This is a genomic window from Roseomonas sp. WA12, assembly GCF_054165765.1.
The window spans coordinates 364,272-387,453 of sequence record NZ_JBSTUI010000002.1; the positions used below are offsets into that span (position 1 = coordinate 364,272).

General features: G+C 68.4%; 19 protein-coding genes and 1 pseudogene. 7 read left to right on the forward strand and 13 right to left on the reverse strand.

Annotated features, from left to right (window positions below):
* Positions 1-12: 12 nt before the first annotated feature.
* Complete coding sequence (locus ACVBD7_RS24215; protein WP_458098056.1) at positions 13-990, reverse strand: Bug family tripartite tricarboxylate transporter substrate binding protein; 978 nt, start codon at positions 988-990, stop codon at positions 13-15.
* An 80-nt stretch (positions 991-1,070) separates the two neighbouring features.
* Positions 1,071-2,144, reverse strand: coding sequence for an isocitrate/isopropylmalate dehydrogenase family protein (locus tag ACVBD7_RS24220; protein ID WP_458098372.1), 1,074 nt, complete (start codon positions 2,142-2,144; stop codon positions 1,071-1,073).
* A gap of 115 nt (positions 2,145-2,259) precedes the next feature.
* Here ACVBD7_RS24220 and ACVBD7_RS24225 point away from each other — a divergent pair, with 115 nt between their 5' ends.
* On the forward strand, positions 2,260-2,925 hold the full coding sequence (locus tag ACVBD7_RS24225; protein WP_458098057.1) for a GntR family transcriptional regulator: 666 nt from the start codon (positions 2,260-2,262) through the stop codon (positions 2,923-2,925).
* 348 nt (positions 2,926-3,273) lie between these two features.
* On the opposite strand, the gene acnA is transcribed toward ACVBD7_RS24225, so the two are convergent.
* The 3 genes and pseudogenes from acnA to ACVBD7_RS24240 form a co-directional block, all read right to left on the reverse strand.
* Positions 3,274-5,946 (reverse strand): aconitate hydratase AcnA, encoded by a 2,673-nt coding sequence (gene acnA, locus ACVBD7_RS24230; protein ID WP_458098058.1) that lies wholly within the window; start codon positions 5,944-5,946, stop codon positions 3,274-3,276.
* 199 nt (positions 5,947-6,145) lie between these two features.
* Positions 6,146-6,781: pseudogene (locus ACVBD7_RS24235) on the reverse strand (PrpF domain-containing protein); the annotation flags it as partial.
* Positions 6,782-6,834: 53 nt separating this feature from the next.
* On the reverse strand, positions 6,835-7,635 hold the full coding sequence (locus tag ACVBD7_RS24240) for an MBL fold metallo-hydrolase (RefSeq protein ID WP_458098059.1): 801 nt from the start codon (positions 7,633-7,635) through the stop codon (positions 6,835-6,837).
* Between the two features lie 169 nt (positions 7,636-7,804).
* On the opposite strand from ACVBD7_RS24240, the gene ACVBD7_RS24245 reads away from it, so the two are divergent.
* On the forward strand, positions 7,805-8,785 hold the full coding sequence (locus tag ACVBD7_RS24245; protein WP_458098060.1) for a Bug family tripartite tricarboxylate transporter substrate binding protein: 981 nt from the start codon (positions 7,805-7,807) through the stop codon (positions 8,783-8,785).
* A gap of 326 nt (positions 8,786-9,111) precedes the next feature.
* Here the strand turns inward: ACVBD7_RS24245 and ACVBD7_RS24250 are convergent, their stop codons facing one another.
* Both ACVBD7_RS24250 and ACVBD7_RS24255 read right to left on the reverse strand, forming a co-directional pair.
* Positions 9,112-10,137, reverse strand: coding sequence for an Ldh family oxidoreductase (locus ACVBD7_RS24250; protein WP_458098061.1), 1,026 nt, complete (start codon positions 10,135-10,137; stop codon positions 9,112-9,114).
* 25 nt (positions 10,138-10,162) lie between these two features.
* Positions 10,163-11,143, reverse strand: coding sequence for a Bug family tripartite tricarboxylate transporter substrate binding protein (locus ACVBD7_RS24255; protein ID WP_458098062.1), 981 nt, complete (start codon positions 11,141-11,143; stop codon positions 10,163-10,165).
* Positions 11,144-11,271: 128 nt separating this feature from the next.
* Between ACVBD7_RS24255 and ACVBD7_RS24260 the strand changes: the two genes are divergently transcribed.
* A complete protein-coding gene (locus tag ACVBD7_RS24260) occupies positions 11,272-12,195 on the forward strand; it encodes a GntR family transcriptional regulator (RefSeq protein ID WP_458098063.1) in 924 nt (307 codons plus the stop codon).
* Between the two features lie 147 nt (positions 12,196-12,342).
* Here the strand turns inward: ACVBD7_RS24260 and ACVBD7_RS24265 are convergent, their stop codons facing one another.
* Positions 12,343-13,005, reverse strand: coding sequence for a Bug family tripartite tricarboxylate transporter substrate binding protein (locus ACVBD7_RS24265; RefSeq protein ID WP_458098064.1), 663 nt, complete (start codon positions 13,003-13,005; stop codon positions 12,343-12,345).
* A 328-nt stretch (positions 13,006-13,333) separates the two neighbouring features.
* On the opposite strand from ACVBD7_RS24265, the gene ACVBD7_RS24270 reads away from it, so the two are divergent.
* A complete protein-coding gene (locus ACVBD7_RS24270; RefSeq protein WP_458098065.1) occupies positions 13,334-13,651 on the forward strand; it encodes a LysE family translocator in 318 nt (105 codons plus the stop codon).
* Positions 13,652-14,351: 700 nt separating this feature from the next.
* Here ACVBD7_RS24270 and ACVBD7_RS24275 read toward each other — a convergent pair.
* From ACVBD7_RS24275 to ACVBD7_RS24295, 5 genes are read right to left on the reverse strand one after another with little or no spacing between them, the layout of a single operon-like run.
* Positions 14,352-15,332 carry a Bug family tripartite tricarboxylate transporter substrate binding protein gene (locus ACVBD7_RS24275; RefSeq protein WP_458098066.1) on the reverse strand — a complete coding sequence of 327 codons (981 nt, stop codon included), beginning with the start codon at positions 15,330-15,332 and terminating at the stop codon, positions 14,352-14,354.
* A 48-nt stretch (positions 15,333-15,380) separates the two neighbouring features.
* On the reverse strand, positions 15,381-16,109 hold the full coding sequence (locus ACVBD7_RS24280) for an enoyl-CoA hydratase/isomerase family protein (protein WP_458098067.1): 729 nt from the start codon (positions 16,107-16,109) through the stop codon (positions 15,381-15,383).
* Positions 16,109-18,574 (reverse strand): xanthine dehydrogenase family protein molybdopterin-binding subunit, encoded by a 2,466-nt coding sequence (locus ACVBD7_RS24285; RefSeq protein ID WP_458098068.1) that lies wholly within the window; start codon positions 18,572-18,574, stop codon positions 16,109-16,111. Before ACVBD7_RS24285 ends, ACVBD7_RS24280 begins: the two co-directional genes overlap by 1 nt.
* Positions 18,567-19,067, reverse strand: coding sequence for a (2Fe-2S)-binding protein (locus ACVBD7_RS24290; protein WP_458098069.1), 501 nt, complete (start codon positions 19,065-19,067; stop codon positions 18,567-18,569). The genes ACVBD7_RS24285 and ACVBD7_RS24290 overlap by 8 nt, the downstream gene beginning before the upstream one ends.
* A 14-nt stretch (positions 19,068-19,081) precedes the next feature.
* On the reverse strand, positions 19,082-19,969 hold the full coding sequence (locus tag ACVBD7_RS24295) for an FAD binding domain-containing protein (RefSeq protein WP_458098070.1): 888 nt from the start codon (positions 19,967-19,969) through the stop codon (positions 19,082-19,084).
* Between the two features lie 257 nt (positions 19,970-20,226).
* On the opposite strand from ACVBD7_RS24295, the gene pcaD reads away from it, so the two are divergent.
* The 3 genes from pcaD (at position 20,227) to ACVBD7_RS24310 (ending at position 22,690) form a co-directional block, all read left to right on the forward strand.
* Entirely contained in the window at positions 20,227-21,012 is a 786-nt protein-coding gene (pcaD, locus tag ACVBD7_RS24300; RefSeq protein WP_458098071.1) for a 3-oxoadipate enol-lactonase, read from the forward strand.
* Positions 21,013-21,040: 28 nt separating this feature from the next.
* Positions 21,041-21,700: an SRPBCC family protein gene (locus ACVBD7_RS24305; RefSeq protein WP_458098072.1), complete on the forward strand. Its 660-nt coding sequence runs from the start codon at positions 21,041-21,043 to the stop codon at positions 21,698-21,700.
* Positions 21,701-21,778: 78 nt separating this feature from the next.
* Complete coding sequence (locus ACVBD7_RS24310; protein WP_458098073.1) at positions 21,779-22,690, forward strand: LysR substrate-binding domain-containing protein; 912 nt, start codon at positions 21,779-21,781, stop codon at positions 22,688-22,690.
* The last annotated feature ends 492 nt before the right edge of the window (positions 22,691-23,182 follow it).

The window sequence follows — 23,182 nt, forward strand, 5'->3', positions numbered from 1 at the left end:
GTCCCATCTCCGTCAGTCCACGGTGATATTCGCGGCGCGCACCACCTCGGCCCATTTTCGGCGCTCGGCGGCGGCGAAGTCGCGGAAGGCGTCGGGACTGTTGCCGGAGGGTTCAGCGCCTTCCGACACGATGCGCGCACGAACCTCCGGCTCGTGGATCGCGGCCGCGATCTCGTGCTGCAGCCGCTCCACGACCGTCCGCGGCGTGCCGGCCGGCGCCATGATCCCGTACCAGGCGCTCATCTCGTACCCCGGCACCCCCGCCTCCGCGACCGTCGGCACATCGGGCAGGGTCGGCACACGCGCAGGCGAGGTGACGGCCAACGCCCGCGCCAGCCCGTCCCGCACCAGGCCGATGGAGGATGGGATGGTCGCCGGCATCATCTGCAGCGTGCCCGAGACGAGGTCATTCAGTGCCGGCCCCGCGCCACGATAGGGGATGTGCTGGATGTCGATCCCAGCCTTCAGCGCGAAATAGGCGCCGGCCAGGTGATTGGCCGAACCATTCCCGGCCGACCCGTAATTCAGCGCGCCCGGCTTCTCCTTCGCCATGGCGATCAGTTCGGCCAGATCCGTCACGGGCAGGCGCGGGTTCACCAGCATGAGCATCGGTGCCGCTGCCAGCAGCGTCACCGCCACGAGCGCCTGCGCCGGATCCGGGCGAAGGTTGCGGAAAAGACTGGGATTCACCGCGATCGGGCCGATATTGCCGACCAGCAGGGTGTAGCCATCCGGCGCGGCATCGGCGGCGAGCTGCGTTGCCAGGTTGCCTGCCGCGCCGGGCCGGTTGTCCACGACGATGGGAGTGCCGAGGCGCTGCCCGGCCTTGTCCGCCACGGCGCGCGCCAGCACATCCGTGCCACCGCCGGGGGCGTAGGGCACGATCAGCCGGATCGGGCGGTTGGGCCATCCTCCCGGAACGCCCTGCGCGGTGGCGGAGCGCGATAGGGCCACCGCAAGGCTGGCCCCGCAAAGCAGACGACGACGCATGTCCTGGTCCCCTCCCCCCGTTGCACACGCGGCTCTTCTTCGCGCCCGACTTCAGGGGCGCGGCAGATTACCAGGCGCGTTCAGACACCTGGCATGGCGCGGATGCGGGCCGCGATCCCGGCGCCGGTGGCGGCGGTGCCGAGGCGCCCGCCGACATCCTCGGTAGACTCCCCTGCCAATACCGCCTCGGCCACCGCGGCCTCGACGGCGCGGCTGGCGCTGGCAAAGGCCTCGCTGCCCAGCCGGTCCGCATGCCAGTCCAGCAGCTGCGCGCCGGAGAGGATGAGGGAGAGGGGGTTGGCCCTGTCCTGCCCGGCGATGTCGGGCGCCGAGCCATGTGCCGCCTGCGCCATCGCGTAGCGCACCCCCGCATTCACCGAGCCACCAAGCCCGATGCTGCCCGACAGCTCGGCGGTGAGGTCCGAGAGGATGTCGCCGAACATGTTTGTGGTGACGATCACGTCGAAATTTTGCGGGGCGCGCACGACATGCGCGCACATCGCGTCGATGATGTACTCATCGAGCACCACCTCCGGGAAGTCCGCTGCGACCTTGCGGCACTCCTCCAGGAACATCCCGTCCCCGATCTTCAGCACATTCGCCTTGTGCACGGCGCTGACATGCTTCTTGCGCGTCATCGCCAGCCGGAAAGCCGCGCGGGCGATGCGCTCGCAGCAATGGCGAGTGATACGGCGGAGCGAGATGCAGACATCAGGCGTGACGAGGATCTCGCTGCCACCAGATTCCATGTTCCGGTCGGCGTAGAAGCCTTCCGTGTTCTCGCGCACCACCACCAGGTCGAACTCCGCCTGGGCGTGGTGCCGCACGCCTGGGTAGGTGCGCGCCGGGCGCACATTAGCGAAAAGGTCGAGATTCTTGCGGAAGAACATGGAAGGGTTGATCCCTCCCTTGCTCTCATCCGTGTAGTCGAAGGTGGACATGGGGCCGAGCACCAGCCCGTCCGCGGCGCGGACCTTCTCCAGCAGCTCCGGCCGCACAGTGGTGCCATGGCGCGCAAGGCTCTCATGCCCGGCAATATCGCCGTCCAGACGCAGCCCCAGGCCGAAACGGTCCGAGGCGGCCTCCAACACGGCGATGGTGGCCGCCGTGATCTCCGGTCCGATCCCATCCCCCGGCAGAACGATGAGATGCATGGAATTGCTGCCGGCCATCCTGTTCCTCGTCCACCTCGGATACTGTCGTATACCAGTGCGTCCCGAGATGTCGAGCGGCATGGCGGAGCACCCGCCCTGCGGCTATCCATGATGCATGACGCCAGCCCCCCGGACCCAGGCGCCCGATCTCGGGCGTGACGCCTATGAGCGCGTGAAATCCGCCATCCGCGACGGCAGCCTCGCCCCCGGCTCTCGCCTGACGGAGGCGGAGCTGGCCATGCGGCTCGGCATTTCCCGCACGCCGATCCGCCAGGCGCTCACACGGCTTGAGACCGAGGGGCTGCTGAGCCACGAGCCGCGCCGGGGTGTGGTGGTCAGCCGGCCCGACCACCAGCAGGTCATCGAACTCTATGCGCTCCGGGAGGTGCTGGAGGGCACGGCGGCCCATTTCGCCGCCCAGCATGCGGGCGAGGCTGAACTCAACGCGCTGACACGGCTGGTCGAGGAGGAGGCGGGCGCGCTGGATCGGCCCGACGAGCTTTCGAGCATCAACATGCGGCTGCACACCCTGCTGCACCGGGCGGCCCATAACCGCTATCTGCTCCGGGCCCTGGCGCAGATGACGGATACCATGGCCCTGCTGCCGACCATGCTGGGCGACCCTGTCCGCGCCCGCCAGTCGCACTCCGAGCACCAGGCGCTGCTCGAAGCCATCCGGCGCCGTGATGGGCCGGCTTCGGACGCCGCGATGCGGCGCCACCTGCGCTCGGCGCAGGAGCACCGAATCACCTGGCTGATGCGGCAGCCAGCCGGGGATTAGGTTCGGGTTAGATGTCAGGCACCTGCGGCCGGCGTCGTGTGCAAGTTGGTCCCCAAATCCGCCGTCCGCGCACATGCGATCGGGGCGTGCCGCTTCGCCGTGGTGATCAGGACGAGGATGTGGCGGAGAAACTGCGCCGGTTCCGGGTTCGTGCCACCGGGGCTGCACGTGGGTGAAACAAGCGCTGCCGTCGTCCTTAAGCTGGTCCGCTCCTCGGGCCTTACAATCCGGAGCCCCTCCATCCGACGGCCAGGGCGGCGCGGGAGGGAAGTCCCCTGCCACCGCGCCCCGATGTGCAGACCGTCCGGACAAAATACGTCCCGATTCACCTACGCTCGGCTCACCTTCTCATTGGCTGGCGGACGCCAAGGCGCGCTGGAGAATGGTCGGTATTATCCCGCCAGACTGGATCAGGCGAACCTCTCGCGTCGTATCGAGCAGCGCGCTGGCCGTGCCCTGCAGGGAGCTTCCATCGGCACGGCGCAGCGTGACGGGAAGGGTGGCGCGCGGCGCCAGGGCAGCCGGATCCCAGCCGATCTCGATGATGTCCCCTGGGTGCAGGCCGAGCGTGTCGAAGCGCCATCCCTCCGGCAGCCGCAGCGGCAGCACGCCCATGCCGACAAGGTTGGAGCGGTGGATGCGCTCGAAGCTGTTGGCCAGCACCGCCCGGGCGCCGAGGAGTTGTGCCCCCTTGGCCGCCCAGTCCCGTGAGGAGCCGGTGCCGTAGCGCTCGCCGGCCAGGATCACGACTGGCAGCCCTGCCGCGGTGTAGCGCGCCGCAGCGCGCCAGACGGGTAACGCCTCGCCCGTTGGCGCGAAGACGCTGTGCCCGGCCGGAAGATGCGGCGTCAGGTGGTTCACCGCCGCCTTGTTCGTGAACAGCCCGCGCAGCATCACCTCCCAATTGCCGCGGTGCGAGGCGTAGACGTTGAGGCCACGCGGGTTCTCCCCGTGCTCCACAAGCCAGTCGGCGGCATCGCTGCGCGCCGGGATCGCGCCGGCGGGGGAGATGTGGTCGGTGGTGATGTCGTCGCCGAGCACCAGCAGCGGATGGGCCATAAGGGTTCCGGCGTCCTGGCTCTCCGGCCCGAAATCGACGAAGGGCGGCGGGCGCAGATAGGTGGAAGCTGTATCCCAGGGAAAGAGTGGCGTGGCAGGCGCATCCAGCCCCGCCCAGGCCGCAGAGCGGTCCGCCTCCTCCCCTGCCGCCGCGATATCGCCCGGGTCGCTCGCGGCCGCCACAGCCGCCTCGATTTCCGCCGCGCGCGGCCAGAGATCGGTCAGATGGACGGGCCGTCCGTCCGGCGCGGTGCCCAGCACGTCTTTCGTGATGTCGAGGCCCGCGCGCCCGGCAATGGCATAGGCGACCACCATGGGAGGCGAGGCGAGCAGCGCGGCTTCGATCTGCGCATGCACCCGCCCAGGGAAGTTGCGATTGCCCGAGAGCACGGCGACGGGCTTCAGCCCGCCCGTCTCCACGGCCTCCGCCACGGCTGGCAGCAGCGGGCCGGAATTGCCGATGCAGGTTGCGCAGCCATAGCCGGCGATGCCGAAGCCGAGCGCCTCCAGGTCCTGCAGCAGCCCCGCCCGCCGCAGCCGGCGCTCCGCGCTGGGCGAGCCGGGGGTGAGCGAGGTCTTGACCCAGGACGGCACGGAAAGGCGGACCGCGCGCGCCTTTTGCGCCACCAGCCCCGCCGCGACGAGCAGGCCGAGATCCGTGGTGTTGGTGCAGGAGGTGATGGCGGCGATCGCCACGGCATCGGCGGGGATGCCGTTGACCGCGGCAGCGGCGGCGTGGGTTCCCGACATGGTCAGGGCGGCCGGCACCTCGGCAGGTGCCAAGCGATCCTGCGGCCGGCGCGGCCCGGCGAGGGACGGCCGAAGGGTGGACAGGTCCAGTTCCAGCACGTCGGTGTAGCGCGGAGCGTCGTCTGGATCGTACCAGAGGCCCTGCGCCTTGGCGTAAGCCTCCACCAGAGCGACTTGCGCCGGCTCCCTCCCTGTTGCCCGCAGGTAATCGAGCGTGTGGCCGTCGATCGGGAACATGCCCGTGGTCGCGCCGTACTCGGGCGCCATGTTGGACACCACGGCGCGTTGACCCGCCGCGAGAGTGCCGACGCCCGGCCCGAAGAACTCCACAAACTCACCGGAGATACCAAACTGGCGCAACAACCGCGTGACCGCCAGGGCCAGGTCCGTGGCGAAGCTGCCCTCCGGGAGCGCGCCCGTCAGCCGCACGCCAATGACATCCGGCACGCGCAGCGAAACGGGCACGTCGAACATTACGCCCTCAGCTTCGATGCCGCCGACACCCCAGCCGAGCACGCCGATGCCGTTCACCATGGGCGTGTGACTGTCCGTGCCGACGAGCGTGTCCGGTACCGCCCAGGCCTCGCCATCGCGCATTTCCGTCGTCACGATGGTGGCGAGCCGCTCGAGGTTGATGGTGTGCATGATGCCGGTGCCCGGCGGAAAGACCCGGAAACCGCTGACAGCCTGGGCGGCCCACTTCATGAACCGGTAGCGTTCGGCGTTGCGCGCCATCTCGTTGGCCATGTTCGCCTGCAGGGCGCCGGGCGCGCCCGAGACGTCCACGGGAAGGGAGTGGTCCGTGGAGGTCGCGACCGGCACGGCGGGGTTCAGCCGCGCGGGATCACCGCCCGCCCGGACCAGCACGTCCCGCATCGCGGCGATGTCCACCAGGGCCGGGCCGCAGGTGGTATCGTGCATGAGGATGCGGGTCGGAGCGAAGGGGATTTCCGCTTCCGAGCGGCCCGTTTCCAGCCAGGCCAGCAGGGCGGCGCGCGCAGCCCCGCGTATCTCGGGCTCTGGCTGGCGGAGCACGTTCTCCAGCAGAACGCGGTGGCACCAAGGCATGCGGGCCAGGATGTCAGTACCTCCCGCCGCGGTTGGCAGATCAACCACGCGCCGTCGGCCGAAGGCACCTTCCAACCAGCGGGTCGGAGCCGGCCCGGTACCGCCCTGCAGGCCGGGGTACGGAATGCTGTGTTTGCTGCTCATCGATCCTAATGCCTCCACCGTGGCTAAACTCGGAAGGGAGGGTTCACGCCACCCACCACCGGACGGAGAGCCCGCCCTGGCACCCAGACCCGCCCGTCGAACAGCTGGCGTGCGGTGCGGTAGAAGGAGCCGGATCGCGCCCTCCAGCTGTCATCCTCGCGGGCCACCTCAGCCCCGACCGTCAGCACGCCCGACGGCGTGCACGGACAAAGACGGCGGCATTGGCCGCATCCACCAGCGACGCCTCCACCACACCGAGGCCGGGCACCTCCAGCCGGTCCACCACCCAGCCTGTGGGCAGCAGCCGGCCCGTCGTGGCGCCACCGGGCTCGATGAAGTCGAGGCGCACCGGCGCCCCCGTGCCGCCCACGCCGGGAATGGCGAGGTTGCCGTCATAACGCGCCCGCCCCTCCTCCACGGGAAAGGTGCCATGAATGATCTTCTTCGTGTTGGTGTTGTAGATGCGGACCGTCGCGCTGTCCCCGCTTGCGTCCACCAGCCCTTCCTCCACCGCGAAGGGGCCGACCGACGAGCTCATGTTGCCGCAGTTGCCGCGGTAGCCGACGCGGCTCTCGCGGATGAGGGTCTGGCCGAAGGTATGGTCCACATCCGCATCCTCCCGCGTGGAGGGTGCGAGGACGCAGACTTTGGACAGGGAAGAAACGCCGCCGCCCATGCCGTCCAGCTGGCGGCCGCAGGGATCGGGCGTGCCCATCGCGACCGTGAACAGTGCGTCCCACGCGGCGCGGTCCGCCGGGAGGTCACGCGCGTGGAACATGATGGCTTTGCTGGTGCCCCCGCGCATGAAGACGGCGGGGATGGATTCCTGAATCACGGCAGTTCCTCTATGGCCTGTGGGTCTCGTGCCCAGCCCTTCCTTCCCGGGACTCAGGCGCGGGCCTTGCTCTGCCCGCCCTCGGTCAGGTCGAAGCGCGTCACCTCGTCCAGCGCGTTGCCGAACCAGGCGTCGATCGCGCAGGCGCGCTCGCCCTGCGCCACCATCCGTCCGGCATCGTCGAGCAGCAGCGGCAGGTCGTGCCCCGGAAGCAGGAGGGTACCCGGCACCTCGCGCCAGGTGGCGTTCACCCGCGCGATGGAGGCGGCATGGGCTGTGGCATCCAGCGTCATGTCGGCGCGCCCCGTGGCCAGCTCCGAACGGTTCTTCGCCACATCGGCCGAGAAGATGGTGCGTGGCGCACCCTCCAGCACGAAGACGAGGTGGTGCAGCGTGTGGCCCGGCGCGGTGAAGCAGGTGATCCCCGGCAGCCCCGTCTCGCCATCCCGCAGCCGGCGTAGGCGCCGGTGCCGCGCCAGTTCGCGGATGGTGAACTCGGGATAGAGCGGATCGCCATCCGGCAGGGCGAGTGCCATCTCCAGCTCGGCCTCGCCGGCATGGAGGGTGGCGTGCGGGAACATCGGCCAGTTCAGGCAGTGGTCGTAATGCAAATGGGTCAGCAGCAGGTCCGTCACCGCCTCCGGCGCCACACCCGCGGCCTGGAGCTGCGTCAGCAGGCGCCGCCGCGCCCCGAAGCCGCCCGTGTCCAGCAATGCAATGCGCCCCCCCGGCCCGCGCGCGAGCGCGACCGTGCTCCAGCCCAGTCCGCCATGGTACTTGGATTTTCCGGGATAGCCCTGCAGCAGGGTCTCGACCGTCCAGGACATCGGATCGCTCTCTTTCGTCTTGGGCATGAACTTGCATTTTCCTCCATTAAAATGCTTTCTCCAAGCAGAAGACGACTGGGAGGGGTCGCGCTGCGCGCCATGGGCGGCCAGCGTCCAGATGCCTGGGTCCTTCCCATCGCCAGGAATGATCGCGGCGCGGCTCCTCTCCGTCGCTGCGGTGACAGTGGAGGCGACCATGCTGAGGCGTAGAATGCTGGGGGCGGCCGCAGCGCTGCCGGGCTGGGCGATGTCGGGCCGTGCGCTGGCCCAGGGCGAGACCTGGCCGGACCGTTCCGTGCTGATGATCGTGCCCTACGCGCCCGGCGGCTCGAACGACGTGGTGGCGCGGCTGCTCACCCCCGGATTGCTGGCCGCCTTCGGGCGCTCCTTCGTCGTCGAGAACCGCGCGGGCGGCGGCGGCTCGGTGGGCATGGGACAGGTCGCGCGCGCGAGGCCGGATGGCTACACGCTGCTCGTCTCCTCGGCCTCGAACCACGTCTTCAACCACCTCGTCGTGCCCGACCAGGGCTACGACCCCCGCCAGGCGCTCTCTGCCATTTCAATGATGGTGGACGTGCCGAACGCGCTGGCCGTGCACCCGTCCCTGGGCTTGACGGACGTGCAGGGCCTTCTCGCCAAGATCCGCGCCACGCGGGGCGGCCTCAGCTTCGCGTCCACCGGCGTCGGCAGCAGCAACCATCTGGCTGGCGAGCTGCTGCGGCTGCGCACCGGGGTGGAGCTGAACCACGTCCCCTATCGCGGCGGCGGCCCGGCTCTGTCAGACCTGATCGCAGGCACCGTGCCGATGGCCTTCCTCAACCTGCCGACCGTGCTGCCCGCACATGAGGCGGGGCACGTGAAGATTCTCGGTGTCGGCGGCAAGAAGCGGCTCTCCAGCCGCCCGGACATCCCGACCATCGGCGAGCAAGGCGTGCCCGATTACGAGGTGCAGTCCTGGACGGGCCTCTTCGCGCCCCGCGGCACGCCGCGGCCGATCATCGATCGCCTGGCGGCGGAGATGCGCAACCTGCTCGGCGCGCCTGCCATGCGGCAGCGGCTGCAGGAGCTAGGCTCCGAGGACATCTGGGCCGGACCGGACGAGACGGATGCCTTCGTGCGGGCCGAGTTCGATCGCTGGGCGCCGATCGTGAAGCAGAGCGGCGCGACGAACAACTGAGTGTCCGTGGGCGCCCATTGCGCCTGCGGCCCCAGGAGGGAGAAGGAGTTCTCCCTCCTGGACCTCCCTCATCTTTGTCTGTTTGGCTACCGCGAAATGCCTGGCTTGCGGTGCTCCTGAGGTCCTGGACCTCAGGCGACTGAAAAGGCGATTCCCGCCACCAACGCCCTTTGTCCGCAGTACGCGAGCAATCAGGGCATCCGCGGCAGCCTCGAAAAAGAAGATGAGGGGTCCGGGGAGAATTCCTTCACCCCGGCGGAGGGTCCGGGAGGCGGCGCCTCCCGGGGCCACAAGCACCGGCAGATCAGACCCGGAACACGCCAAAATCAGCCGGCGAGCGCCCGAACGGACTCCATATCGGCGGTGGCGACGCTGACGCCCTCGCGCATGGCCCTCGCATGCATCGCCATCTCCCGGTCGCCCGGCGCCATCACCGGCTGGGCGGGATCGGCGGCCGGTGTGGAGCGCAGGATGGCCCCGAAATCCGCCATCCGCTCGCGCATCCAGTCGGCCGCGTGCAGCTTCGCCGTGTCGATCAGGATGAAGACATGGCCGAGATTTTGCGCGGCTTCCGGGTTCTTGTCCCAGGCCTGCACATGGGTGAGGTAGGCGGCGCCGGAGAGCAGCCCCGCCAGCAGGTCCACCATCACCGCCAGCCCGTAGCCCTTGTGCCCGCCGACCGGCAGGAGGAACCCTTCCAACCCCTTCTTCGGGTCGGTGGTCGGCTTGCCATCCACGTCCGCGGCCCAGCCCTCCGGCATGGGCTGGCCCCCCTGCAGCAGCTTGCGGATCTTGGCCCGCGCCGCAACCGAGAGTGCGATGTCGAGGATGATCGGGTCGCCGCCGGGGTTGGGCATACCGATGCCCATCGGGTTGTTGCCCACCCGCGTATCCTTGCCGCCCCAGGGTGCAATGGTCGTCGTCGCGTTGCTCGCGATGATGCTGGCGAAGCCCTCCTGCGCGGCGAGGAAGGCATACGGCAGGATCGGACCGAAATGGTTGCTGCCGCGCGCGAAGGCGGCCCCGATGCCCACCTCCCGCGCGGATTCCATCGCTGCCTCCAGCGCCTTCATGCCGACCAGCGGCCCGATGCCGTTGCGGCCATCCACCATGGAGAGCCCCGGCGCCATCCGCGCCACCTGCACCTCGGCCTGTGGGTCGATGCCGCCCACGCGCACGCGGTCCAGATACTGTGCGACGCGGCTGATGCCGTGGGTGCGCACGCCGAACATGTCGGCGAGCACCAGCACCTTGGCGGTCAGGGCGGCCTCCCCCGCCCGCATGCCGCCGCGCGTGAGGGCGCGCGCGGCGAAGTCGAGGAGGTCGCGTTCGGGAATGATGGTCTCGGTCATTCTTTTCTCTCGGGTATGCAGCGCGTCAGCCCTCGGGACTGATGCGGGCGTCTCGGATGATCGCGGCGAATTTCTGCGCCTCCTCCCGCACGAAGCCGCGGAACTCCGCAGGCGTCAGCCGGCGCGGGAGGATGCCCTGCTCCATCAGCTTCGCTGCCACTGCGCGGTCGGACAGGGCAGCATCGGCGGCACCGGCCAGCCGCTCCAATACCGCCGTCGGCGTGGCACCGGGCGCAAAGAGGCCAAACCAGTTGATGAGCTCGTAATTCTCGAGCCCCGGTGCTTCGCGCAGCGGCGCGACATCCGGCAGCTGCGGCATACGCTCCTTCGAGGTGACGGCCACCGCGCGGATCCGGCCGTCCTGGATCAGCGGCAACGCCGCGCCGAGACTGCTGAAGCTCATCGTCACGCGGCCCGTGGCCACGTCCGTCACCGCCGGCGCGGAGCCGCGATAGGGCACGTGCAGCACATCCGTGCCCGCCATGTAGTTCATCAGCTCCCCCGCCAGATGCTGCGGGTTGCCGATGCCGGAGGAGGAAAAGGAGAGCTCTCCCTTCTTCGTGCGGACATAGGCGATGAGCTCCGCCGGGGTCCGCACCGGCAGGGAGGCGGGCACCACCACAAGGCAGGGCACCGTGCCGCAGAGTGCAACCGGCGCAAGCTCCTTCTCGGCGTCGTAGGTCATGCGGCCGCGATAGAGCGAAGGGTTCACCGCAATCTCGCCTGCCGCGGCGAAGAGCACGGTGTAACCGTCTGCCGGCGCCTTCGCGACCGCCTGCGCCCCGATCATCGCGCTCGCTCCCGGGCGGTTCTCGACGATAATCGATTGCCCGAGAACGCTGCGCATCGACTCGCCAAGTAGTCGCGCCACGATGTCCACGCCGCCGCCGGGCGGGTAGCCAACGATGGCCTTTACGGGACGCTCCGGGAACTCGCCCTGGGCCCGGGCCTGACCGTTGGCCACTACCAGGGCGGCAGTCAAGAGCAGATCGCGACGTATGATCATGCGCGCGTTTCCTCGGCTTCTGTGGCACTACTTTGCATGTTGTCGGTTCAAAATGCAAAGTCACTCTTGGCCCCAGCCGCCATATTGCCGGCGGGCATCGATCACCCTACCGAGGCCCGGAACTGGAGATGACGCGCCGCATGCCTGAGACGCCGACCAGCACCGTCTCGCAAATCGTCCACGCGCTGGCGGAGGATATCAGCGCCGGCGTGCTCTCCGCCGGGGCCCACCTCTCCGCGCAGCGGCTGGCCGACCGCTTCGGCGTGTCCCGCTTCCCTGTCGGCCAGGCGCTCCGCGTGCTGGCGGACCACGGGGTGGTCACCACGGCGCCTCGGCGGGGCTTCTTCGTGGCCGATGAGGGCCGCGCGCACGCCGCCGCCCTGGGCGGCCGCCGCAGGCCCGAGGGCCTGGCCGCCGTCTACTTCGCCATCGCGGAGGACCGGGTGGCCGGCCGCCTGCCGGACACCATCTCCGAGGCCGCATTACGCGAACGCTACCGCGTGACGCGCGGCCAACTCGCCCAACTGCTGGACCGGATCGCCGCCGAGGGCTGGGCGGAACGCCGGGCCGGCTACGGGTGGCGCTTCTCCTCGGTGCTGACCACGCCCGACGCGCTGGAGCAGACCTATCGCCTTCGCCTCGCGATCGAGCCGGCCAGCCTGCTGGAGCCCGGCTATCGGCTGGACCCGGAGGTGGCCGCCCGCTGCCGCGCGGTGGAGGAGCATATGCTCGCCGGTGGCATCGAGACCGCCTCCTCGGACGCGCTTTATGACCGCGGTGTCCGCTACCACGAGGCGATCGTCGGGGCCTCGGGAAATCCCTTCATGCTGGAGGCGCTGCAGCGCGTGAACCGCGTGCGCCGGCTGTTGGTGTATCGCTCCCTGACCGACCGGCAACGCTACTCCCGGCAAGCACGAGAGCATCTTGTGATCCTAGACCTGCTGGAAGCGGGCCGCCGCGAGGAGGCTGCGGCGGCCATGTCCGCGCATCTTGCTGCAGTGATGGAAGGCCTCTCTGCCGTGCGGCCCCTGCTGGAAGCGCGCGTAGGCTGAATGCGCCGTAGACGATGTCACGCCAGACGAGACACATCGGCCATGGGCTTAGGGACTCGATTTCCCGCGCCCGCCTGACCAGTTCCGGGTTCCAGACCAGGTTTTGCCGACTGAACATCTCCTCTATCTAGCCCGAGTACAGCTTTGTCACTCCGGCTGATAGTTCACGCTCCTCAGCAAGTTCCCTGCCCTGCTAATCTCGGCGTCAATGAAGCGGCGCGTCTCCTCGATACTCTCCGTCACCGGTTCCAACACCTGGCCGGTCAGGCGTTGCACCACGGCGGGATCGCGCATCGTGTCCTGCATAAGCGCGTTCACGCGGCCGCAGATCTCGGTAGGCGTGCCCTTGGGAGCCCAGACGCCGTACCAGGACTGGAACTCGTAGCCGGGCAGGCCGGACTCGGCCATGGTCGGCACGTCGTTCGCCAGTACCGAGCGCTGTGGCGCCGCGATACCCAGCACGTTCACCCTCCCGTCCCCGCGCGCGGGAAGGATGGCGAAGGACGGGTCGATCAGCAGTTGCACGCTGCCCACCATTGTGTCCGTCAGGGCCGGCTGGGTGCCGCGATAGGTCACCATGTCGAGGTCGAGGCCGGTCCGGCGCAGGAACTCGATGGTGGCGAGATGACCAGCGGAACCGAGGGAGGATATGGCGAAGTTCCAGTCGCGGGGCCTCGCCTTCGCCGCCGTTATCACCTCGGCCAGCGTCTTCTCTGGCCGGGAGCCGGACGAGGCGAGGACCAGCGGCGCGCGGGCGGTGCGCGCCATCACCTCCAGGTCGCCTGGCTCGCGATCCGGTAGAGATGCCACCCAGAGGCCTTCCGTAGCGGGGGCGGGTCACGTAACGCGGCCAAGCGCTCGGCGCGGCTCTTGTCGCGCTCTGCCTCTCCACCTTCCCGGTCGAAGGAGCTGAGGTTACCCTTTGGGTGGGGTGCTGCATCGCCATCTTAGCTAGCTTGATAAGCTTTGCTCGGCTCCTGCCCACAGTACGCCTAGGAGGCTAAGGAAGCGTGCTTGGTCTTTTTAACCAGAGCCGTATTCGAAGGTGCATCACGATGACTTTCTTCCAATTAGTCCGGGACGATAGCGGATCGCCCGCGCACCATGTGCAGGCTATGTCTTGACCACAAGTTGGTTCGTGGCCGTGATCTTCTTTTCCATTGCATCGTCCGGCTCACCTGGCCCCAACAACATGCTCCTGACGGCCACGGGCGCAAACAACGGATTCGGTCGCGCATTGCCGCACGTCTTCGGGACAGGCGTAGGCATCTGCTGCATCCTGATGGGGCTCGCCGTGTTCGGCAGCCAACTTTTAGAGAACGAGACGTTCCGAAGCGTGCTGAAGTGGGGCGGCGTGGCTTACCTCGCTTGGCTCGCGTTCAAGATTGCCAGCAGCCGCCCCAAAGTCTCACTCGAAGGGAACGCCGAACGTGCCCGGCCGCTGACGTTTCTCTAGGCGGTGCTGTTTCAGGCACTTAACCCCAAAGTTTGGCTAGGCGGCGCAAGTGGCATCCTCACTTACGGCATTGCGTCTGGCGCATGGACTTCGTTGACGATGGGTATCGCCTTCGCGGCTGTATTCGCGCTGGTCAGTATGCCCTGCGGAGCAGCTTGGGCGCTGATTGGCGCCTCGGCGCGTCACCTTCTTCGGTCAAACTATGCTTTGAGGCTTTTCAACATCGCGATGGCTTTGTTGCTTCTTGCGTCGCTCGTCCCTGTGGTCCTGAGCTGACAGCCTCGGTAATCGGCTGAGCGACAATTTGAACTGTGATCGAACAATCCACACCTTGCTTTTCGTGCACGGCTTTCATCCTAAGCGCGGTCTCTCGAGCGACGCTGTTGCCGGACTGAAAATGGTCAAACCTATCTTCTAGGACGGGCATGAGATCGCGAAATCTGTCCCAATCGAGCGGCGCCAGCAACGTTCTCATTCCCATACCCCCGGCTCTCGCCAGCGGCCCGCAAGGTCAACCCTGATACCTGCACCGAGAATGTGGAAGGACCTGGTTAAAGATTACCCACAACTGGGCTCAGCTTAGCCGGGCCTCTAGAGCTGGACGCGACGCGCTACCGCGCGAAATACTGTCCGCCCGGATCTGAACTTCCGGCGATCGGGCCCCCCGCTGCATTGACGCCGCTAGGGCCGAGTGCGTCGCCTACTCCATCGAGACATTGTTGCGGCGGACGATCTCGCCCCACCGCGCGAATTCGCTTCGCATGTAGGCAGCCGCTTCGTCGGGACCGCTACTGTAGCGTGGCACCGCACCGATACTGAGGAGACGATCCTCGATCTCGGGGCCACGCAGGGTGGCATCGATGGCCGCGTGGGTCGCTGCAAGCGTCTCCTGCCCGACACCGCGAGGGTAGATGGACATCAGCCAGGTCACGGCCGTAAGGCCGGCGACGCCCTGCTCGATCAGCGTGGGAACGTCGGGGAGGCTGGCCAGCCGCTTCTCCGTACCGGCGGCGATTGCCTTGAGCCGACCAGACTGGATGTGCGGAATGGTAGAGGTAGCGGTCTCCAGGGCGAGGGAGACGGTGCCGGCGATCACGTCCGTCACGCCGAGCGAGCTGCCTCGATAGGGGACGTGCGTAATTTCCATTCCCATCAGGCGCTTCAACTCCTCCATGGCGAGGTGCGAGACGGTGCCATTGCCGGAAGACGCGTTGGTTAGCTGGCCCGGACGTGCCCTCGTGTAGCGGACCAGATCCTCAAGGTTGCTGACCGGCAGGGAAGGGTTGGCCACCAGCACGAAGGGCAGATCGCCGATCAGCCCGACGGCGTCAAAGTCCTTCAGCGTGTCGTAGGGGGTATTGCGGTAGAAATGCGGGTTGGTGCAGAGCGCCGACATATGGGCCAGCATCATCGTGGTGCCGTCCGGCGCCGATCGAGCGAGCTGGGCCAGAGCAACGCTGCCCCCCTGCCCCGGCTTGTTGTCCACGATGAAGTTGTCCGGCGATCGCGATGTCATTCGTTCCACCCAAAGGCGGGCGACCGTGTCGGTCGCCTGCCCCGCAGGGAAGCCGACCATGATCTTGACCACTCGCTTTGGCGGCTGCGCCATGGTGCGCGGCACCGGGCCCAGCCCCGCGGCAGCACCGAGGACGGCCCGCCGGCCGATATGCGTCGTTGTCACGACCCGTTCCCTTCCTGTCCGTCTCGTCCCACAACCGCTCTTTTTTGTTCAGTGCGCCGCCCGCTTCATGGCGGCAGCAGTATTCACCATCGAATGCAGGCTGCGCGCGTAGTCGGTCGCACCCTGGTCATCCATGCGCGGGGCTACCCGCAGGTATTCCTTCAGACCGAGTATGGCCGGGCGCGGGCGACTGAGCAGCAGCTTGCAAAACCGCTCCGCCTCCTCTTTCAGGGAAGCAGCGGGCACCACTTGGCTCACGATGCCGTAGGTGAGCGCTCTTTGAGCGTCGATGAACTCGGCGGAGTATGCCATCCAGAGGACGGCGTTGCGGCTCATGCGCGCGGCCACTGCCGACATCACCATCGTCGGCATTACGTTGTGCTCGATTTCCGGCATGTTGAACGTCGCGGCGTCGCTCGCAAATGAGACGTCGGCGAGGGCGGTGATGGCGGTGCCGTACCCCATGCAGCGCCCCTCCACGGCAATGACTACCGGGACCTGCGCATTTCGGATCGCCGTGTAGCTACCGAAGATGCCGTCATACTCCGGCCGGCGGCTATAGGCCTCCGTGGCGGGCGGACCGTCTGCCTCGCGAATGCGGCCGGTACAGAAATCGGGACCCGCGGCAGTGATCAGCACGGCGTCCGACTCCTCGTGTGCGCGGAGGAGAGCCTGGCTCATCCGCGTGGCCATGCCGTCGGACACGCCGCCTCCATCGCGCCCGAGAGTGACACGAAGCAGACGTCCGTCCTGGACAATCGCGAGCGGGTCGGACATCAGCAGTTTTCTCCTTGAAGGGCCGGCACGAGTTCACTCGGCGCTGTGTTGGGTGCGGCGGAAGTGGCACCCGCCAGGACGTGCCAGATGGCACGGGGAGTCATCGGCAGGGCGTCGATGGAAGCGCCGCGTGCGGCCAGGGCGTCGTTGACGGCGCCCGCGATGGCAGCGGGACCGCCGAGATACCCGGCCTCGCCCGAGCCCTTCTGCCCGAAGCTGGTGAGCGGCGAGGGCGTGCAATGGTCGGCGATCGAGATGGACGGCACCTCGTGGGCGCTGGGCATGAGGTAGTCTGCGAAGCTGCCAGACAGGAACTGCCCGTCCTCCGAAAAGGCGAACTGTTCCATCAGCGCAGCGCCGAGGCCGTGCGCCACGCCACCATAGGTCATGCCGTGCACCACATCCGGGCTGATCATCACGCCGCAGTCGTGGCCGACGGCGTAGCGGTGCAGCGTCACCTTCCCCGTCTCGGGGTCGATGCTCGCCAGCACGACATGCGACTCAAAGGAGTGGCAGGGATACATCTGGATGCGGCCATCCGCCGTCGGCATATCGCCGCCGGTCGGCACCTCCCAGACGAACTTCTCCTGCAGCCCCGGCTCCATGCCCTCCGGCATCTCGTGGTAGCGACGATGCGCTATTTCGACCAGCGCGTCCCAGGCCATGCGGCGCGAAGCATCCTCCCGCAGCACCGCGTCGCCGCCGTCCCAGAGGACCGCCTCTGGCAGGACCTGCAAGGCATGCGCCGCGATGCGGATCATCTTGTCCCGCAGCAGACGTGCCGCGCCTGCCGCCGCTCCGCCGAGCATGATGGCCATGCGGCTACCGACAGGGCTGTTGGAGGGCAGCGCGCCGAGGGAATCCGCGTGGATCACGCGGATGCTGTCGGGCTCCCGGTGCAGAACCTCCCCCACCACCGTGGACACGAGAGTCTCGTGGGCCTGGCCAGAACTGGAGGTGCCCATCAGCGCCGTCACCGCCCCGTTCAGGTCAATGCGGACGAGGCAGGAGTCCATCCAGGTCGTGGTCTGGTTCTTCGGGTTGAAGAGGGGCTCGAAGGCAGAGTTGCCGCCCGAGGGCTCGAGGCAGGTGGAGACGCCGATGCCCGCCAGCAGACCCTGGCCACGGAGCGCGTCGCGCTCCCTCAGCAGATCGGGATAGCCGGCGGCGGCAAGGGCCTTATCCAGCACCGCCTGGTAGTCACCAGAGTCGTAGGTCGTGCCGCTCGGGATGAGGTAGGGGAACTCCTCCTTGCCGATCAGGTTCCGCCTTCGCAACTCGATCCGATCCATGCCGAGAAAGCGGGCAACCCGGTCCATCCCAGTCTCGATGGCATAGTTGGTGGGTGCCTGGCCGAAGCCTCGCACGGCCTCCTGCGGCGTCTTGTTCGTCATGACCGAGATGGCGTCGTACTCGACGCTCGCGATGCGATACGGGCCGACGATGGCGCCGACGGGCTTGCCGAGCTGCAGCGGCGAACGCCCGGCATAGGCGCCGATGTCGTCCACTGCCCGCATCTTCATCGACTGCACCGTGCCGTCCCCGTCGAAGGCCAGCGTGACGTCGAAGATGCGGTCCGGACCCTGCATGTCGCCGCCCCGCATGTTCTCCAGCCGGTCCTCCAGGAACCGGACCGGGCGCCCGAGCATGCGGGAGAGATAGCCGACGAGGACGGAGTGCTTCAGCCCGCGCTTCACGCCGTAGCTGCCGCCCACGTCCACGTCGAAGTGCACGCGCACGGAGTTTCCGGGCAGGCGCAGGCAGCGGGCCATCAGGTCCGGATACTTCGGCATCTGGATGGAGGCCCAGACATCGAGGATGCCGGTGGCGTCGTTCCAATCGCAGGTTACGACGAACGTCTCGATCGGCACGGTGGAGGAGCGGCCCCAGCGCACGCGGTAGGAGAGCTGGTGTTCCGCCGCCGCGAAGTCCTGCGCAACCGGGCCCCAGGTAAACAGACGCTGCCAGATGACGTTGGAGCCGTGGGCGGGATGGACGAGCGGCGCATCCGGCTCCATGGCCCGCTCGGGATCCATGATGTGGGAGGTTGCTTCGTACTCGATCTCGATGAGCTCGCTCGCGTCCTCGGCCAGCGCGCGGCTCTCGGCGACGACGGCCACCACCCACTCGCCCGCGTAGCGGACGACGCCGTTGGCCAGGGGGAAGCGCTCCACCTTCGGGGCATCCACGCCCGGGAGCATCGGATCGAGGTCCGGCGTCAACTGGTCGCCCGTGAGAACGGCGTGCACGCCCGGGATCGCAAGGGCAGCGGAGACATCTATCGAAGTGATCCGCGCGCTCGCGTGGGGGCTGGCGACGATCGCGACGTGCAGCAGCCCCGGCGGCTGGATGTCGGCGGCGTAGCGCCCCTGGCCGACGACGAAGCGCCGGTGTTCCACGGCACGGCGGCGGCGGCCGATGTAGCGGAACGCCTCATAGGCCTTGTCGCGCGGGGCGTCAGCCATGGGCGGGAACTCCGGCCGCGAGCTTCACGGCGTCGACGATCTGCTGGTACCCGGTGCAGCGGCAGATGGTCCCACCGATGGCGTCCCGGATTGCCGCCTCGTCAGGATGTGGGTTGCGGGCGAGCAGGTCCTGGCAGGCGATGAGCATGCCGGGGGTGCAGTAGCCGCACTGCATCGCGTGGGTCTCGCAGAAGGCATCCTGCAGGGCGGAAAGCCTGCCCCGCTCCGGTGCAAGCCCCTCGACGGTGGTCACAAAGAGGCCGTCGGCCTGCACAGCGAAGATGCAGCACGATCGCACGGGGTCGCCGTCCAGGAGGACGGAGCAGGCACCGCACACGCCGTGCTCGCAGCCCACATGCGTGCCGGTCAGCCCCAGCGCTTCCCGCAGGAAGTCGACGAGCGTGGTGCGAGGCTCCACGGTACGGCGGTAGAGGCGGCCGTTGACCGTGATCTCGACCGTCGCGAGCGCGGGGGCAAGGGAGGTGGAGGACATCGCGGGACCCCTAATCAAGCGGCGAGGGCAGTGACGGGGGTGGTGCCGGCGCGCAGCAGCACGCGCGTCAGCAACACAGCGGCAAGGTGGCGGCGATAGGCGACATCGGCCTGCAGATCGGCCCCGGGCTCGCTCTGGGCCACGGCGGCTTCCGCCACGTCACGCGCCAGGGCGAGTTCGATACGATGCCCGACGAGGACGTTTGCGAGTTCTGGGAAGGCGAGCGGCGTGCTGGCCATACCGCCCAGGCCGAGGGCGGCACGCCGGCAGGTCCCGTCGGCCGCGATCTGGAGCTGGCACGCGGCGGAGGCGATCGCGAAGTCGCCGTGGCGGATTGCCGTCTCCTCGAAGGCACAGGCGATGCCCGGCCCTTCCCAGACCGGCCACTCGATGCCCGTCACGCACTCGGTCTCTGCCGTGGCGGTGAACATAGCGCCGAAGAAGAACTCCGAGGCGGGCACGGTGCGCGCGCCGCACTCCCGGCTCCGCAGGTGGATCCGGGCATCGAGGACGAGAGCGGCGAGGGGCAACTCCGCCGAGGGATCGGCATGGACGAGGCTGCCGCCGACTGTGCCGCGATTGCGGGTCTGAACGTGGCCGACCCAGTGCAGCGCGGCGCCCAGGAGCGGAACGGACCCGCGCAGGACGGCGCTCTCCTCCAGGTCCCGTTGCCGGGTCGTGGCGCCCGTTGCGACCAAGCCCCGCGCGGCCGCTATGCCGCGCAGCGTGTCGAGCCGGTTGACGTCCACCAGCATGGCCGGCCGCGCCAAGCGCATCGCCATCATGGGCACGAGGCTCTGCCCGCCTGCGATCAGCTTGGCGTCCGGCCCGTGCTGGGCCAGCACCTCTAGAGCGTGTTCCAGGGTCACGGGACGGATGTAGTCGAAGGGGGCCGCCTTCATGCTCGGTTCCTTGCGGGGCGCGGAGGTGGGCCATGGAGCGGCGTACCTGCGGTCATCGCGCCCTCCCAGTCGTCGTTGTTCGAAGAAGCCTCAGCGGGCCCGCCGTTCAGTTACGGCCGACCGCCGGGCTGTCCAAACCAGATTTTCTCAGGCAGCGTGAAGAAATCTCACGCCGGCGAGCCTTTCCCGCGATGCGCCGCTTGTGCCAGCTTCCGCGCCCGGAGCCATGCGAGCGCATCGGGAGGAAGAGGGCCACGATGTTCGAGCGCGTCGATGCATTGCTTGTGCACTACACGGTGGAGGGCCCGGACGACGCGCCGGTTCTGCTGATGCTTCACTCGCTCGGCACTTCCCTGCACGTCTGGGATCCGCAGGTGCGCTCGCTGTCGCGCAGCTTCCGCGTGATCCGGCCGGACCTCCGCGGCCACGGCCTCACCTCCGTTCCGGCCGGCCCCTACAGCATGGCGCAGATGGCTGCTGACATGCTCGGGCTGATGGACGCGCTGGGCATCGCGCGCGCCCACCTTGCCGGCATCTCCATCGGTGGGCGCATCGCCTTGGAGATGGCGGCCCTGGCACCGAAGCGCGTCGAGAGCCTGATCCTCTGCGACACTGCCCTCGCCTTTCCCCCGGCGGCGCTGTGGCAGCAGCGGGCCGAGGCGGTGCGAGCCGACGGAATCGCGGCCATCGCCGACGCCGTGATGGCGCGCTGGGTGGTTGACGCGACGCGCCCAGACTCCTGTGGGCTGCGGCAGATGCTGCTCCGCACGCCGGCGGAGGGCTATGCCGGCGCCGCCGAGGCGCTGCGCGACGCGACGGCCGCATCCATCCAGGGGCGGGTCGCGTGCCCGGCCACCATCATCGTCGGGGAGAAGGACAGCTCGACCCCGCCCGAGGCTGCGCAGGCGATCCACGCCTCCATCCCCGGCAGTACGTTAGCTGTCATCCCCGCCGGAGCGCACATCCCGACCTACGAGTGCGCGGAGGCGGTGACACGGGCCTGCCGCGTCGCGCTGGCCGGTCACGCTCCGTCCCGCCCCTAGCCGCCCAGCAAGAAAAGGACAGCAGTTCATGGAGATGACGGGCGAGCGGCGGATCGCCGCCCCGCGTCAGGTGGTCTGGGACGCGCTAAACGACCCCGGCGTGCTGCGGGCTTCAATCCCGGGCTGCGAGAGCATCGAGCGAGCTGCAGCAGACTGCTTCGAGGCGCGGGTTGCCATGCGGGTCGGCCCCATGGCGATCCGCTTCGGCGGCAAGGTGAAGCTGGAGAACCTGCAGCCCCCGGAGCGCTACTCGATCAGCGGCGAGGGTAGCGGCGGAGCCATGGGCTTCGCCAAAGGGAACGCCGACGTGGTGCTGCAGGAGGATGGGCCGGGCGCCACGCGCCTGGGCTACACGGCACGGGCGCAGATCGGCGGCAAGATGGCGCAGCTCGGGGCGCGCCTGATCGATTCCACGGCGAAGCAGGTGTCCGACCAGTTCTTCACGGCCTTCGCCACCCACGTTGAGCAGGCCTACGCGCAGGCCGGTTCTCCGGCCAGCGAGGCGCCACCCGCGCTCACTGCGGCCACGGTGACGGCCGTCCCGCCGCAGCTCGCACCCGCTGAAGCCCTGAGCGGCGGCCCGCCCTCACTTGCAGCCTCTCCCGATCGAGCCGCCGCTGCCCCGGGATGGATCCTGTACGCGGCGGCCGCCGCGCTCCTGGCGGCCATTGCCTACGCGCTGCTCTGATCGCCGGCCAGCAGGCTAGGGCAGGCCGGCAACGTTGTCCCTGCATCCCAGGGCCGCTATCCAGGTCCCCGCATCGCAATGAACCGCCGTCTCCCGCCCCTCAACGCCGTTCGTGCCTTCGAGGCTGCGGGTCGGCACTCGAGCCTGACGAAGGCCGCGGCGGAGCTCGGCGTCACCCATGGCGCGGTAAGCCGGCAGGTGGCGCAGCTCGAGGCTTGGTTGGGCGTACCGCTTTTCCTGCGCCGTCCCGCGCAGCTCGTGCTGACCGATGCGGGCCGCGGGTACCTGGCTGAGGCCACGGCGGCATTGGACCGCCTGTCGCTGGCGTCGATGCAGGTCCGGGAACAGGCATTCACCGGTACCTTGCACGTCAACGCGCCGCCTACCTTCACTATGCGCTGGCTGATTCCCCGCATGTCCGGCTTTCAGCGGCGGCATCCCGAGGTCGAGATCCGCATGACGACGTCGCTCGGGCCGGTGGCCTTCGACGGCACCTACGACATCGCGATCCGCGGATCCCTGGCGCCGCTGCAGGCCGCGGTATCCGCCGCCTTCATGACCGAGGTGATCGTCCCGGTCTGCCACGCGGACCTAGCGGAGGGTGGGCGCCTGGTGCGGCCGGATCAGCTCTCCGCTCACACCCTGATCGCCTACGCGACGCAGCCCTACTCCTGGCCTGAATGGCTGGCCGCCGCCGACGTCCCGCAGCTACGCCCGGCGGGAACCCTACAATTTGAGCAGATGTACTTCGCGCTGCAGGCCGCGGCCGAAGGGCTCGGAGTTGTGCTCGTGCCCATCTTCCTCACCATCGACGACATCATTGCCGGGCGTCTCTGCGCGCCCTTCGGCACGCTGGCGGCACGGCAGAGACAGTACTACGCGGTCGCAAATGCACGCACACCCGTCATCGACGACTTCGTCGGATGGCTGATGCAGGAGGGCAGGGACACCGAGATGTCCATGGCCATCTCGGCCTCCCCGAATTCTTGACGCGCGCGGCGCTCCGGTCAGGGCCCGTACTGCATTTCCCGGAGCCAAGCCTCAGAGCTCGTGAGGTTTCCTGATACCCGTTGAGCAAAACTGATTCATGCTTTCCGTCTCCTGAGGACAGACTGCCGCAAAATCTGCGGGCACTGGCCGCGCGCAGGAGAGACCGGGGAGGCATGTGGTGCTGCTCTGCTGCGCTTACCCGCCCGTGCGCGATCGCTTGGCGGAAATCCGACACTGCGCCCGTCCAGGCATGCTCGTACACCCCACGCCGCCACGGCCTACAGCATTAGCGGGGCAGCATGATACACCGGCGGCAGGGGCCTGCTGCCGACATCCTCGCCTTCGCCGGCCGCACCGGGCATCCCGGTGGCACGAAGCGCATCCGGCACGGGAGATTTCTGCCCCATGATAGAGTTGGTCTCCCCGGACGCCGCACGCGATCGTCTCCATGCTGCAGGCCTCTTGACGCAGGGCATAAGGGCCTTTCTGCCC